Genomic DNA, 14,321 nt, shown 5'->3' with positions numbered 1-14,321 from the left:
AACTCTTGGCTCTTTTAGTAATTGCTTATTTTTTCCCTTCAATAATCTTGGTCACTACATCCGGATCAAGCAGCGTGCTGGTATCGCCCATGTTATCAAGTGAGCCTTCTGCCACTTTTCGAAGTATTCTTCGCATAATTTTTCCAGAGCGAGTCTTAGGAAGACCAGGTACCAGTTGTATTTTATCCGGTTTGGCAATTGGGCCAATGATCTTCGAAACCATCTCTTTAATTTCATTGATTAGATTATCCTCCGTACGATTAGTCAAATCAGCAATCACATAAGCATAAATGCCTTGACCTTTGACCTCATGTGGATAACCAACCACTGCGGATTCTATCACCTTTGGATGCTCATTAATTGCATTTTCCACTTCGGCTGTCCCCATTCTATGGCCTGACACATTGATCACATCATCTACTCGACCAAGAATTCTATAATATCCATCGTGATCACGTTTCACGCCATCACCTGTAAAGTACATTCCCTTGTAAGTAGAGAAATAGGTTTGCTTGCAACGCTCATGATCACCATAAGTGGTTCGTATCATGGACGGCCAAGGGAACTTGATGCAGAGATTTCCCTCCACAGAATTTCCAGTTAGCTCATTTCCTTCTGGATCTACGATACAAAGCTGAACTCCTGGAAGTGGAAGCGTGGCATAAGCGGGTTTCGTGGGCGTAATTCCAGCAATTGGAGAAACCATAATTCCACCTGTCTCTGTTTGCCACCAGGTATCGACTATAGGACATTTATTCTTACCTATATGCGTATGATACCAGTGCCAAGCTTCTTCATTGATCGGCTCACCAACAGAACCCAAGACTTTCAAGGAGCTTAAATCGTATTTTTGAATTGGTTCTGTGCCATAGGCTTGAAGTGCTCTGATTGCCGTAGGAGCAGTATAGAAGACATTTACTTTATGTTTCTCCACAACAGCCCAGAATCGACCTGCATCTGGAAAAGTAGGAACCCCTTCAAACATCAATGTCGTTGCGCCAGCTAAAAGTGGCCCGTAAACTATATACGAGTGTCCTGTAATCCAGCCCACATCGGCGGTACACCAATAGACATCACCTTCGGAATATTGGAATACATTGTCAAAAGAATACTGGGAATACACCATGTATCCGCCTGTTGTATGAACCACGCCTTTAGGCTTACCTGTAGACCCAGAAGTGTAGAGAATGAAAAGCATGTCTTCACTGTCCATTTCTTCCGCTGGACATTGTTCCGACTCGGATGCAATTACCTCATGCCACCAGAAATCACGACCTTCTTTCATCGTCACCTCTTGCTTGGTGCGCTCATAGACAATAACTGTTTCCACTGAGCTTTTTTCCAAAGCCTCATCCACAACTGCTTTCACGGCTATTTTCTTGCTGCCACGGAAATTCCCATCAGAAGTCAATATCGCTTTTGCCTCACAATCATTTACTCTATCTGCTAGAGCTGAACTGGAAAAACCAGCAAAAACAACAGAATGAATAGCGCCTATTCTGGCACAAGCAAGCATAGCAATAGCTGCTTCAGGCACCATTGGCATATAGATAATTACTTTATCTCCTTTGCCGATTCCTCTACTTTTTAGTGCATTTGCGAAGCGATTTACTTCGTAAAAAAGCTCTTTATAAGTTAGCGTTCTGCCAGCTTCATTGGGGTCATTAGCTTCCCAGATAATTGCTGGTCGGTCACCAATAGTAAAAAGGTGACGCTCAAAAATATTCTCTGTAATATTAAGTTTACCTCCGATGAACCACTGCACATTTGGCTCGTCAAAATTCCATTTCAATACCTTTGACCATCGTTTTCTCCAGTGAAATGAATCTGCAATTCTAGCCCAAAACTCCTCAGGCTGGGTTACACTTTTTTGGTATTCGTAGAGGTACCCGCTGAGGGTATAAATTCTGTCACTCATGATAATCTTGGTTTATTGTTTTCAATTTCGGGTTAAATCTGCCCTAATTTAATGATCCTGCGCTTTACCAGCACCACGTGGAATCCTAATTTCCTCCACCATGTCCTGTACTTCCTGGGGAGGAGGAGGCGTGAGATGGGAAATAATCCCACATACTAGAAAATTAAGTATCATTCCTAAAGACCCAATGCCTTCCGGAGAAATTCCAAACCACCAGTTCTCTGCAGTACTCAATTCAGGACTGATAAATTTAAAATAAACGATATAGCCAATTGTAAATACTAGGCCGGTGATCATTCCAGCGATAGCGCCTTCTTTATTTATTCTCGTAGAGAAAATACCCATAATAATGACAGGAAAGAACGATGCAGCTGCTAAGCCAAAGGCAAAAGCTACAACTTGGGCGACAAAGCCAGGGGGATTTACTCCGAAATAACCGGCAAGAAGAACAGCACCGGCAGCTGCAAAACGGGCAATCCTTAATTCCTTTTTATCCGAAATATCTGGTCTGAACGTCTTAAATAAATCTCTTGAAACCGAAGTAGAGATCACCAATAATAAACCAGCAGCGGTAGAAAGTGCAGCAGCCATCGCTCCGGCGGCTACCAATCCGACTACCCAGTTTGGAAGCTTGGCTATTTCCGGGCTTGCCAATACCATAATATCTCTATCAATCGTCAGCTCGTTTGCATCCGGATCTGCCACATATTGGACTTTCCCATCTACATTCTTATCATCTACTTTGATCAGATCTGTTTTTTGCCAAGTGGCAATCCACTCTGGAAGCTCAGAAATATTCTTCTCTGAAGTAGTTTCTATAGCATTATACATTCCAAAAGCAGCAATCGCTGGAGCTGTGGTATAAAGAATAGCAATAAATACTAAAGCATATCCAGCCGAAAGCCTCGCGTCTTTTACCCGTGGAACGGTGAAAAAACGAACAATCACATGCGGCAATCCAGCTGTTCCAACCATCAAAGCCAACGTGATCATAAACATGTCCGTGATACTTTTCCTCCCGGAAGTATAAGCAGCAAAGCCAAGCTCAGTCAGCACTCCATCCAATTTATCCAAAAGTGGTGTGCCATCAGCGACAGTTCCGCCTAAGCCAAGCTGAGGGATAGGGTTTCCAGTCAATTGCATGGAAATGAAAATCGCAGGTACCATGTACGCGAAGATCAATACACAATACTGTGCGACTTGCGTGTAAGTGATGCCTTTCATTCCACCTAAAACAGCATAGAAGAAAACTATACACATCCCGATGACTACGCCCCATTCGATAGGAACTTCCAAGTATCTGGAAAATACGATTCCAACGCCTCGCATCTGCCCAGCTACATAGGTGAAGGAGATAAATAAGGCACAGATCACTGCAACCACTTTAGCAGTTTTCGAGTAATAGCGGTCTCCCACAAAGTCCGGAACGGTGAACTTGCCGAATTTCCGAAGGTAAGGTGCAAGCAAAAGTGCAAGCAAAACATAGCCGCCTGTCCAGCCCATCAGATATACTGAGCCATCATATCCAGCAAAGGAAATGATGCCGGCCATAGAGATAAAGGAAGCAGCAGACATCCAGTCCGCAGCAGTTGCCATTCCATTGGCTAAAGGTGAAACCCCGCCACCGGCAACATAGAATTCTTGGGTAGATCCGGCGCGTGACCAGATAGCAATACCAATGTAAAGTGCAAAAGATAGTCCTACGAGAATGTAGGTCCAGGTTAAAATTTCCATAGTTTTTTAGCTTAAAAAGTTATTCCTCGTCCACATCAAATTCCCTATCCAAACGGTTCATTCTCACCACATAGACAAAAATCAGAATCACAAAAGCGAAAATGGAACCTTGCTGTGCAAACCAAAACCCAAGTTTATATCCACCAAGTCGAAACTGATTGAGCTGATCGACGAAAAGAATTCCACATCCGAAAGAGACGACAAACCAGACAAATAATAGTATGAAAAGTGTTTGGAGATTCTTCCTCCAATAGGCTTTCATTTTTTCATTTTTTGCAGACATAGGTTAGGGTTTAGGCTAAGAAAATAAAACTTGCCTTGAAGCTAGCGATTGCATCCATAGGAATGCAAGCTGTTTTCCACGAAATATTCGAAATTTTACCGCAGGACCCTTAGATTACCTGAGATTATTTGGGAAAAAGCGCTCTTTTACGTACGAAAAGAATGGCTACAACCTGCCGTTATTTCATTAAAAACTCTGAAAGAATGGCTAACCCAGCGGCAAAAAAACTTACCAACAACTTATTAAGTTGGAATTTGTGATGAGGACTACTTTCGAAAAAGATTGTCGTGGAGATATGTAGAAATCCTCCGGCTACTAAACCGTATAGAATACCGATGCCCCGCTTTTCGAGAAGCCCAGTTTCAAACAAAAAGGAGCTTGACATCATCCCCAATGGTGAAGCCAGTGCAAAAAGTGTCAATAATATCAGTGTAGCTTTCTTGCTCAATGAACTCGAAAGCACAGCAGCCAAAGCAAATGCTGCAGGACCTTTGTGCAGGACTATTCCCAGCAGTACTGTTTTACTATTGTGAACATGACCAAGCACATGCTCTCCTTGATCCATCAATTCTCCATGAGAAAGGAGTGTTCCTTCAAGAAATGCATGAATAAATAATCCAAGCATAACGGTGCTCATGGCCTTGCTTCCCTGATGCTCATGTGCGTGAATGTGTCCATGCTCAATCCCACTAGACCAAAACTCCAATAATTGCTGTAAAAGAAATCCAATGAGGATATACAATCCCATACTCTTACTATCAAATCCACTGTCAAACAGTTCAGGAAGTATGTGGAGAATAGTAATTGAAAACAGGTAGGAACCTGCAAATACCAAAACCAAACGAAAGTATTTCTCCCTGAAACTAGGAGCAAAAAAAACCAATGATCCAGCGATCATTGCGGTAAGAAAAAGAAGCAAAAATTTAAATTCCATCGGCCTGAGTTACTTTTCTTTTTTATTGATGAAAAGGAAAAAGTTATAACTCAGGCAAAGGTAATAAAATTCAATAATGTTGCATTTAAAATTAATTTTCCTGAGGGAATGATAAGAATGGCTTCAGACTTTCACTAGCAAAAGTCTTAAATCCTCCCATCCCATCATCATAAATTAGGAAGACTTCAATTTCGTTTAACGCTGAGTCCAAAGCCATTGCTTTATCTTTTCCCAATACCATCATTGCGGTAGCATAAGCATCAGCGGTCATACAATTGTCTGCTAGCACTGTGGCTGAAAGTAGGGTGTGATTCACTGGATAACCCGTAGCCGGGTCGATTGTATGCGAAATTTTCACAGAGTCCCGAACATAGAAATTCCGATAATTTCCTGAAGTAGCCATTCCACGATCCTGCAAAGCAATGATGCTAATCAGGTCAGCTGCATTTGCAGATTCTATAGGTCGATTTACACCTACTTTCCAAAGTTCCCCTTTTTCATTCACTCCTTTTGCAACAAGCTCTCCTCCGATTTCTACCAGATAATTGGAAATCCCTTTCTTAATCAGAAATTCACCGACTACATCGGAACCGTAACCTTTTGCTATGGCAGAAAAATCAAGGTAAATTCCTGGCACTTTCTTGCGAAGTTGCTTCTGATCAAATTCAATTTTATTGAAGCCCACTGTGGTTAGGAGATTTCTAATATCCACGCTATCCTTAAGTTCCGGGCCACTTGGACCAAAGCCCCAAATGTTCACCAAAGGCCCAACTGTCGGATCAAAAGCTCCATTAGTATTATCATAAACGGTTTGGGATTCTTTTAAAACTGGCAGTAGGTAAGGCAAATTGAAATCCAGAGTATCTCCTTGGTTGAATTTACTTAATTCGGAGTCTGGGATGTAAGTAGAAAGGCTTTGGTTGAAAACCACCAAAAGTGAATCTATAGAAGATTGCAAATCCCGGTTTTCTTCATCCAAATAAGTGATATTATAAGTAGTCCCCATCGTTTTTCCCGAAAGGGTCATTTTTCCTGCTATGACCTCTGTCTCGGTCAGGGTCACTTCCGTTTGGTCACGGTTGCGCCATAGGTAAACTACCATAATTACGGTAAGCAAGACAATTGAATAGATGATGTTTTTCCGGGCGTTGGGGCGCATGAGCTAAAGGATTTGAGGGCGAATTTAATGCTTATTTTTCAGTTTCACAGGAAAGGCCAGGATTCAAAAATGCAGGGGAAGGCATTCGTATTTTTCTATATTTGTATGCGTAGGATAAATATATGAGAGAAGATTATTTAAGCGGGAACGATGAAAGTCTGAGCCCAAAGGACAAGGATTTCGAGAAAGCTTTACGGCCGCTGAGTTTTGAGGACTTCACTGGCCAATTCAAAATCGTGGAAAATTTGCGGGTATTCGTGCTGGCGGCAAAGAACAGAAATGAGCCTTTGGATCACGTGCTTCTACATGGTCCTCCAGGCTTGGGTAAAACTACCCTTAGTCATATAATAGCAAATGAATTAAATGCTGGTCTCAAAATTACTTCTGGACCTGTCCTGGATAAACCTTCTGATTTGGCGGGCTTGCTAACAAATTTGGAAGAAGGTGATGTACTTTTTATAGATGAGATACATAGGCTAAATCCTATAGTTGAAGAATACCTTTATTCTGCAATGGAGGATTTCCGCATTGATATTATGCTGGATTCTGGCCCGAATGCCCGTTCGGTCCAGATCTCGTTAAGCCCTTTTACGCTAATTGGAGCGACCACACGCTCGGGCCTTCTTACATCGCCGTTGCGTGCGAGATTTGGGATTAATTCCAGACTGGAATATTACGATGCTAAATTATTGACAGATATCGTGTCACGGTCTGCTGGAATTTTACAGACACCAATTGATGAAATCGCAGCTTATGAAATTGCCAGAAGAAGCAGAGGCACACCACGAATTGCAAATATGCTTCTTCGCAGAACTCGTGATTTCGCTGAAGTGAAAGGCGACGGTACGATCACACTGGAAATTTCTAAGATCGCGCTGGATGCGCTGGATGTGGACGTGAATGGTTTGGATGAAATGGATAATAGGATCCTGTTGACAATTATAGAAAAATTCAAAGGAGGTCCAGTAGGGTTAAGTACAATTGCTACCGCCTGTGGGGAAGAAGCAGAGACAATTGAGGAAGTTTATGAGCCATTTTTGATCCAAGAAGGCTATTTGAAGAGAACTGCCCGAGGTCGTATGGCTACGGAACTGGCTTATAACCACTTAAAAATCAAACCCAATTTCGGAATGGGTGGCTTATTTGAGGGAATATAAAAGGAAAAAACTCAACTCTATTTGCCAAATACATACGCTGATTTTCTAAATAAAATGTGCTAACAATACATGCAAAAAAACACCGTCGCTCATCAAAGACCGACGGTGTTTTTATATTTTTTCCCTTTTTTATCCGTAAATCTCCTCTAGAATTTGAGCTAAACGGACGCTTGCGGCAATTAATCGCTCTTCTAGAAGTGGACTGTTTTCGTAGCCATAAGCATAAGATATTTTATTGTTTTCGGGAAGATTATAGACCGCAGTCCTGGCTGAAACCGCCTCAGCAAGCCAATCCTGCATTGTCGCTGCCCGGTATCCTTTTTTTAACTCTTTATTTAATCGTCGGGAAAGCTCGTCGCCAATCTCCGTATAACTCATTGATTTGCTATCAAGAATACCGCTATCCCAAACAGCATGTAGATTGGTTGGTTTACCAAAGTATTCCAACCTAACATCATTTCCTCCTTTGTCTTCACCAGTTCCCACGTGTAGCGGCTGATGAATATCTTCTACCATGTGAATCAGCATTTTGAGCAATTCGGCTTCCTTCTCAGGAGCTAGATTCCCTTGCTTTAATTCTCCTTTTATGCGATTGATTTCAGCATACACGTTGCCACCTTTTTCCTGAATAGACTCATCGTAGTCACCAGCAATGCTAGTCATGTAATGCCATGAATAAGCATAGTCAAAGGCATGATCTGATTTGATCTCATCCATCCAAGTTCCGCTTCTTCCAATGGACATCGGGTAAAGGACTCTTTCTACTTTCTTTCGAACAGATTTCTTTATCTGTTTTTCGGCCATATATCCGATCAAATAGTGGCCTAACTGTCCCCAGGCAAAGCCCTGCATAGCAATAAATAAAACAAAAACTGTAGTAGTAAGGAGTTTTTTCATATCGTTCAAAATGAGAAGGGCAAAGATACTTCAGAAAAAAGGAGATAAGGTTACCGAAAGATTATGCTTTCTCAAGTTCTGAAACTGCCAGGAAAGCCATCAAACCTGATCCGATTTCCAATGCATCTTCATCAATATCAAATGTGGGAGTATGAACTCCTGATGTAATTCCTTTGGCTTCATTTCTTGTTCCTAACCTATAGAAACAACCTTCAACTTCCTGAGAATAGAAAGCAAAGTCCTCGGCAGCCATCCAAATATCCAGATCAAGTACGTTTTCTTCACCAAGGTAAGCTATCGCAGCCTGATGTGATCTTTGGGTCAACTCAGGATCATTCTTCAAAAATGGATACCCTTTCTTGATTTCAAAATCTACTTCTCCTCCCATACCTTCTACTATGCCATGAGCTATTGACAGCATTTTTTCATGGGCTTTTGCCCGCCATTCCTCATCAAGCGTCCGGAAAGTACCTTGGATTTTAACTTCATTAGGAATGACGTTGGTAGCTCCCAATGCCTCTACTCTTCCAAAAGAAAGAACGGAAGGGATTTTGGGACTTGCCGCTCGACTCACAACTTGCTGCAAGGCGACAATCATATGAGAAGCTATCAACACCGGATCGATCAACGTTTCCGGCATGGCAGCGTGACCGCCTTTTCCTTTTACAGTCACGTAGATTTCATCTGCACTGGCCATGTAAATACCAGGCCTAAAACCGACTTTACCAACTTCTATAAAAGGCATTACGTGTTGGCCGATAATTCCATTAGGGCGTGGATTTTCAAGTACTTTATCAGCGATCATCAACGATGCGCCTCCCGGAGCCACTTCCTCTCCAGGTTGAAAAATAAGTTTTATTGTACCTTCAAAGTCGTCTTTTAACTCATTGAGGATTTTTGCAGCTCCAAGAAGCGATGCGGTGTGTGCATCGTGTCCACAGGCATGCATAACACCATGGTTTTTAGATTTATAGAGAACCTCATTTGCCTCAATGATCGGCAATGCATCCATGTCTGCACGAAGCGCAACTACTCGTTTATTTGGGTTTTTGCCTTCTATCAGAGCCGCCCAACCCGTATCTGCTTTCGATTCAATATTAGTAATTCCGATTGCCTGAAGCTTCTCTTTTACATATTTAGAAGTATTGTATTCTTCAAAGGAAAGCTCAGGATTGGCATGAAGATGGCGACGATTTGCAATTACTTCTTCTTTATAGGCCTTGGCCAGAGATTTAATTTTGTCTTTCAACATCTTCTTGATTGAGTTCGTTTAGCGTCTTGAATTCTTCACGCTGAAAGCGATCCTGGATAATTCTCGCTGTTGGAAATTGTGTTTTTACTTCTGCGAAGCTTTTTTGGGCTTCAATTTTATGGGCGTATTTACCGACTTTCACCAAATATCGAGGTTGCTCATATTGCATTTCTGGTACTAGATCCGGGAAACTCGAAGCTAAATCATCGCGGGTTTTGAAGGCTTTGTTCCGATCAATTCCTGAATAAACCAATACTGAATATCCATTGAAGTAGGGTTCAGATTTATTTTTGCTGATCAAAGACGCTTGCACTTGTGTCAATTGATCATCAACTGCTTTAGCTGATTTGGAGGATTCCAAGGATGATTTGGACGCCATCTGCGCACGATAATCCGGATAGACCGGAAGAGAAGAGTTCAAATCTTCCTGATAACTGCCATAATTTGATGCAGAACCCGAAGTCCTACTTGTAGATTTACAACTTGCAAAAATCAGTACCAATCCTAAAACCCAGAAAATTCTCATGCTTTTTTAATTATCGATGATTACACATTTTCCTTCCTGCACATCCTGTTCCACACTTTTATACTTCACATCTGATTTAGTAGTGCCATTCGTGTATTGAACCGAAACCTTATCATTCCTGCCATATGCTTTATCTGATTTTCTTGGAGCTACTACCTGTGGAGCTGGTCTGCCTGCATTGGATGCAGCGGCAGCTGCACGGTTAGCGCCAGGGTTTAGCGTACTTCCAGCCTCTTCTTTGGAAGCTTGGACGTGAGTCTCTGCTACTCGTTGAGGAGCTGCAGCATGTACCTGATTCGGATCTTGCTTAGGCAAATCTGCTCTAGTCAGAAAAGTAGTCATATCTTCATTTAGCTTGCCGATAAAGCGCTTAAACATTTCAAAAGCTTCAAACTTGTAGATCAATAGAGGATCTTTTTGCTCATATACGGCATTTTGAACCGACTGCTTCAAGTCGTCCATATCTCGAAGATGTTCTTTCCAGTTTTGGTCTATTATGGCGAGTGAGACGTTCTTTTCAATTGCTCTCACTAAATCCCTTCCCTCAGAATTAACTGTAGATTCTAAATTAACTACTACACCGATCTGCTTGATTCCATCTGAAATAGGCACCATGATATCTTTCACTGTAGCTCCTCTTTCTTCCTGCACGCGTTTAAAAATCGGAAGAGCAGTATTCATCATCGTTTCGCTTTTCTTCTGATACGCTTCAAAAGCAATTGTATAAAGCTCCTGAGTCAATTGACCGGCATCTTTGGATTTCAGTTCATTTTCAGAAACATGATAGTCTATCCCCAATGTAGTGAACACATTCATTCTAAAATCCTCAGGGTCACTGCTAGACTTGCCGATATCTACCAAACCTTCACAGACATCGTACAAAATATTCAAAATATCCAACTCCAGTCTTTCACCTTTCAGTGCATTACGTCTTCTCTTATAGACCACTTCACGCTGTGAGTTCATCACATCATCATACTCGAGTAGCCTCTTTCTAGTACCAAAGTTATTTTCCTCCACCTTGCGCTGAGCACGTTCGATTGACTTTGAAATCATGCTGTGTTGGATCACTTCTCCTTCTTCGAGACCCATTCTATCCATTAACTTGGCAATACGGTCCGAACCAAAAAGACGCATTAAGCTATCTTCCAGTGACACGAAAAACTGTGAAGATCCAACATCACCCTGACGTCCAGATCTACCTCTTAACTGTCTATCTACGCGTCTAGATTCGTGACGTTCAGTACCGATAATGGCTAATCCTCCCGCTTTTTTAGCTTCAGGGGAAAGCTTAATATCCGTACCACGACCAGCCATGTTGGTTGCAATGGTAACCGTGCCAGCTTGCCCGGCAATCGCTACTACATCTGCCTCTCTAGCATGCTGCTTGGCGTTCAATACCTGATGAGGAATTTTCTTTAGTGTCAGCATTCTACTGAGGACCTCGGAGATTTCTACGGAAGTAGTACCCACAAGAACAGGTCTTCCGGCAGCAACTAGCTCATTGATCTCGTCACCTACAGCATTGAATTTTTCACGTACTGTTTTGTATACTTTATCATCCCGGTCAGATCTGATAATCGGCTTGTTTGTTGGAATCACAACCACATCCAACTTGTAAATCTCCCAAAATTCACCTGCTTCAGTCTCCGCTGTACCAGTCATACCAGCCAGCTTATGATACATTCTAAAGTAGTTCTGAAGGGTAATTGTAGCGTAAGTCTGAGTAGCATCTTCCACCTTCACATTTTCCTTTGCCTCAATGGCCTGATGTAATCCGTCTGAATATCGACGACCTTCCATCACACGACCGGTCTGCTCATCTACAATCTTCACTTTGCCGTCAACCAAAATGTATTCGGTATCACGCTCAAACATACAATATGCTTTAAGCAACTGATTCACAGTGTGAATACGCTGAGCTTTAACGCTATAATCTTTGATCGCTTCTTCTTTTCGAACAAGTTTTTCTGTATCTGTTATACTTTGTTCTTTCTCCAAATCCGCGATCAATATCCCAATATCCGGAAGAATGAAAAACTCAGCATTTTCATTCTTAGTAGTCATCGTCTCGATGCCAAGATCTGTCAAATCGACTACGTTTGTTTTCTCGTCTATAGTGAATAAAAGCGGTTCATCTGCTTCGGGCATTTGACGCTTATTATCCTGTAGGTAGTAATTCTCAGTTTTCTGAAGGATTACTCTTATTCCAGGCTCGGAAAGATATTTGATCAAAGGCTTGTATTTAGGCATTCCACGGAATGCGCGGAACAAAGCCAATCCACCATCTTTCTCGTTTCCATCAGCAATCATTTTCTTGGCAGAGCTTAAGAAACCCTGAACCAATTTACGCTGCTCATCCACTAAAGTCGAAACGCGGGGCTTCATATCGTCAAACTCGTGCACATCGCCTTTAGGCACAGGTCCCGAGATGATCAACGGCGTCCTCGCATCATCAATCAGCACAGAATCGACTTCATCAATCATTGCAAAGTGGTGCTTGCCCTGAACCAGATCTCCAGCTTCTCGAGCCATGTTATCTCTCAGGTAATCGAAGCCAAACTCATTATTCGTTCCATAGACGATGTCAGAAGCATACGCTTTCTTACGGGCAGCAGAGTTAGGAGTATATTTATCAATGCAGTCCACAGTCAATCCGTGGAATTCAAAAAGTGGCGCATTCCATTCGGAGTCACGCTTGGCCAAGTAATCATTCACTGTTACGATGTGAACTCCTCGTCCTGCAAGCGCATTAAGATAAGCGGGTAGGGTAGATACAAGCGTCTTACCTTCACCTGTAGCCATCTCGGCAATATTCCCTTTGTGTAGAACCATACCTCCGATAAGCTGCACATCGTAATGAAGCATGTCCCAAACAACTTCTGTCCCGGCTGCGATCCATCTATTATGCCAGATAGCTTTCTCACCTTGGATCTCTACATTCGGTTTGCTTGCAGAAAGTTCACGATCACGGTCGTTTGCTGTCACTATCAATGTGCCATTTTCTTTCAAACGTCTCGCTGTCTCCTTCACTACTGCGAAAGCCACTGGCAAAACCTTCTCCAAAACAACCTCCAAAGCAGCATTCCGATCTTTTTCGATCTGGTCAATCTGATTGAATAGCTGATCCTTTTCATGGATAGCTTTAGCCGGCAACTCATCCACTTTAAGTCTGATCGCAACGATCTTATCGTCAAATTCCTTTAAATGGGCGTTAATTTCAGCTTTGATTTCTCCAGTCTTGGCTCGCAATTGATCATCACTGAGGTTTTTCAATCCAGAAAAAGATTCATTGATCTTTGTTACGATCGGCAGAAGTTCTTTAATATCTCTGTCGGACTTGGTTCCAAATACTTTTGCAAGTCCCTTTGCTATAATATCTAACATGCTAGCTTATTGTTATTCTCTATCAGGGCTTCAAAAATAAGCCCTTTTTTTATAATTGATGATAAAACCAGTCCATCGGAGAAGGACTCAATTTATTGGTTAAACTTTTATTTGCCCGGCATAAACTTGCTCTGCAGGACCTATCAACCAGACTTCTTTAAAAGATCCATTTTCTGAAGCTTTAAAATTCACGCTTAGTTGGCCGCCAAGAGTCTTTATTTTAATCGTTGCTTCGCTTTGCTCTTTACCAAAAGCAATAGCAGCTGCAGTTACTCCAGTACCGCAGGAAAGTGTTTCGTCTTCTACTCCTCTTTCATAGGTACGAACGAAGATTTCATCAGCACTTACTTTTTGGACAAAATTGACATTGGTGCCTTTAGGAGCATATTCTTGGTCGTATCTTACTTTCTTACCTTCTGCGAAAATGGGATAATTCTGAACATCTTCCACAAATCGAATGTGATGAGGTGAACCCGTGTTGACGAAGGAATCTTCTCCTTTTTCTTCTATTCCGGCTACATCTCCCATAAGTAAATGCACCAGACCATCTTTCAAAATTGCTTCATGAGCCCCGTCAATAGCAAGGAAACTTGTCTTTTCTTCTAGAATCCCAAGAAATGATGAAAATGCAACCGCACAACGAGCTCCATTTCCACACATGCTTTGACTTCCGTCTGCATTGAAATAGATCATCTCAAAATCATAATCTTTATGATTTCTGATCAAAATCAGCCCGTCAGCACCTACACCAAATTTTCGATCGCAAAGCTTAGATACTAGTTTCAAATCAGTATCGTCAAACTTCTGCGCACGATCATCGATCATGACAAAGTCATTACCAGTTCCTTGATATTTGTAAAATGAAATTTCCATGGAAAATCGTTGTGGATATCGGGACAAAAACCCATCCAAGCCAATGTTGAAACACAAACTTAAACATCTTGTCACAAAAACAGACTTATTGTCTGATTCTCAATTTCAAATAAGTCAAAAATTGGTGCGTTTAGTTTGATTTAAAAGAATCCCTGATTAAAACATTCAGATCCTATCATTTCATATAATTTGAGAAAATTC

General features: G+C 41.8%; 11 protein-coding genes. 1 reads left to right on the top strand and 10 read right to left on the bottom strand.

Features of this window, described 5'->3' with window-relative positions; translation table 11 throughout:
- Window positions 1-25: 25 nt before the first annotated feature.
- The 5 genes from acs to AACZ73_RS03360 form a co-directional block, all read right to left on the bottom strand.
- Window positions 26-1,918: an acetate--CoA ligase gene (gene acs / locus AACZ73_RS03380; protein WP_339875407.1), complete on the bottom strand. Its 1,893-nt coding sequence runs from the start codon at window positions 1,916-1,918 to the stop codon at window positions 26-28.
- Window positions 1,919-1,966: 48 nt separating this feature from the next.
- A complete protein-coding gene (locus tag AACZ73_RS03375; protein WP_339875405.1) occupies window positions 1,967-3,652 on the bottom strand; it encodes a sodium:solute symporter family protein in 1,686 nt (561 codons plus the stop codon).
- A 19-nt stretch (window positions 3,653-3,671) separates the two neighbouring features.
- On the bottom strand, window positions 3,672-3,935 hold the full coding sequence (locus AACZ73_RS03370; RefSeq protein ID WP_339875403.1) for a DUF4212 domain-containing protein: 264 nt from the start codon (window positions 3,933-3,935) through the stop codon (window positions 3,672-3,674).
- 178 nt (window positions 3,936-4,113) lie between these two features.
- Window positions 4,114-4,869 carry a zinc permease gene (locus AACZ73_RS03365; RefSeq protein WP_339875401.1) on the bottom strand — a complete coding sequence of 252 codons (756 nt, stop codon included), beginning with the start codon at window positions 4,867-4,869 and terminating at the stop codon, window positions 4,114-4,116.
- A 91-nt stretch (window positions 4,870-4,960) separates the two neighbouring features.
- On the bottom strand, window positions 4,961-6,028 hold the full coding sequence (locus AACZ73_RS03360; protein ID WP_339875399.1) for an FAD:protein FMN transferase: 1,068 nt from the start codon (window positions 6,026-6,028) through the stop codon (window positions 4,961-4,963).
- 122 nt (window positions 6,029-6,150) lie between these two features.
- On the opposite strand from AACZ73_RS03360, the gene ruvB reads away from it, so the two are divergent.
- Window positions 6,151-7,185: a Holliday junction branch migration DNA helicase RuvB gene (ruvB, locus tag AACZ73_RS03355; RefSeq protein WP_339875397.1), complete on the top strand. Its 1,035-nt coding sequence runs from the start codon at window positions 6,151-6,153 to the stop codon at window positions 7,183-7,185.
- Between the two features lie 129 nt (window positions 7,186-7,314).
- On the opposite strand, the gene AACZ73_RS03350 is transcribed toward ruvB, so the two are convergent.
- The 5 genes from AACZ73_RS03350 to dapF all read right to left on the bottom strand — a co-directional run bounded on the left by AACZ73_RS03350 (window position 7,315) and on the right by dapF (window position 14,120).
- Entirely contained in the window at window positions 7,315-8,082 is a 768-nt protein-coding gene (locus tag AACZ73_RS03350; protein WP_339875395.1) for a S1/P1 nuclease, read from the bottom strand.
- A gap of 61 nt (window positions 8,083-8,143) precedes the next feature.
- Complete coding sequence (locus tag AACZ73_RS03345; RefSeq protein WP_339875393.1) at window positions 8,144-9,334, bottom strand: M20 family metallopeptidase; 1,191 nt, start codon at window positions 9,332-9,334, stop codon at window positions 8,144-8,146.
- The gene (locus tag AACZ73_RS03340; protein ID WP_339875391.1) at window positions 9,315-9,860 is read right to left on the bottom strand and encodes a hypothetical protein; all 546 of its coding nucleotides are present in this window, start codon (window positions 9,858-9,860) and stop codon (window positions 9,315-9,317) included. Before AACZ73_RS03340 ends, AACZ73_RS03345 begins: the two co-directional genes overlap by 20 nt.
- Before the next feature lie 6 nt (window positions 9,861-9,866).
- Window positions 9,867-13,247 (bottom strand): preprotein translocase subunit SecA, encoded by a 3,381-nt coding sequence (gene secA / locus AACZ73_RS03335; protein ID WP_339875388.1) that lies wholly within the window; start codon window positions 13,245-13,247, stop codon window positions 9,867-9,869.
- A gap of 99 nt (window positions 13,248-13,346) precedes the next feature.
- Window positions 13,347-14,120, bottom strand: coding sequence for a diaminopimelate epimerase (gene dapF / locus AACZ73_RS03330; RefSeq protein WP_339875386.1), 774 nt, complete (start codon window positions 14,118-14,120; stop codon window positions 13,347-13,349).
- Window positions 14,121-14,321: the final 201 nt, after the last annotated feature.

The organism is uncultured Algoriphagus sp., from assembly GCF_963974835.1.
GTDB lineage: Bacteria > Bacteroidota > Bacteroidia > Cytophagales > Cyclobacteriaceae > Algoriphagus.
This window is presented reverse-complemented; position numbering and strand designations above follow the sequence as displayed.

Coding starts and splice junctions, on each gene's coding strand:
- acs (WP_339875407.1), bottom strand. CDS start 1,918: ATGAGTGACAGAATTTATACCCTCAGCGGGTACCTCTACGAATACCAA.
- AACZ73_RS03375 (WP_339875405.1), bottom strand. CDS start 3,652: ATGGAAATTTTAACCTGGACCTACATTCTCGTAGGACTATCTTTTGCA.
- AACZ73_RS03370 (WP_339875403.1), bottom strand. CDS start 3,935: ATGTCTGCAAAAAATGAAAAAATGAAAGCCTATTGGAGGAAGAATCTC.
- AACZ73_RS03365 (WP_339875401.1), bottom strand. CDS start 4,869: ATGGAATTTAAATTTTTGCTTCTTTTTCTTACCGCAATGATCGCTGGA.
- AACZ73_RS03360 (WP_339875399.1), bottom strand. CDS start 6,028: ATGCGCCCCAACGCCCGGAAAAACATCATCTATTCAATTGTCTTGCTT.
- ruvB (WP_339875397.1), top strand. CDS start 6,151: ATGAGAGAAGATTATTTAAGCGGGAACGATGAAAGTCTGAGCCCAAAG.
- AACZ73_RS03350 (WP_339875395.1), bottom strand. CDS start 8,082: ATGAAAAAACTCCTTACTACTACAGTTTTTGTTTTATTTATTGCTATG.
- AACZ73_RS03345 (WP_339875393.1), bottom strand. CDS start 9,334: ATGTTGAAAGACAAAATTAAATCTCTGGCCAAGGCCTATAAAGAAGAA.
- AACZ73_RS03340 (WP_339875391.1), bottom strand. CDS start 9,860: ATGAGAATTTTCTGGGTTTTAGGATTGGTACTGATTTTTGCAAGTTGT.
- secA (WP_339875388.1), bottom strand. CDS start 13,247: ATGTTAGATATTATAGCAAAGGGACTTGCAAAAGTATTTGGAACCAAG.
- dapF (WP_339875386.1), bottom strand. CDS start 14,120: ATGGAAATTTCATTTTACAAATATCAAGGAACTGGTAATGACTTTGTC.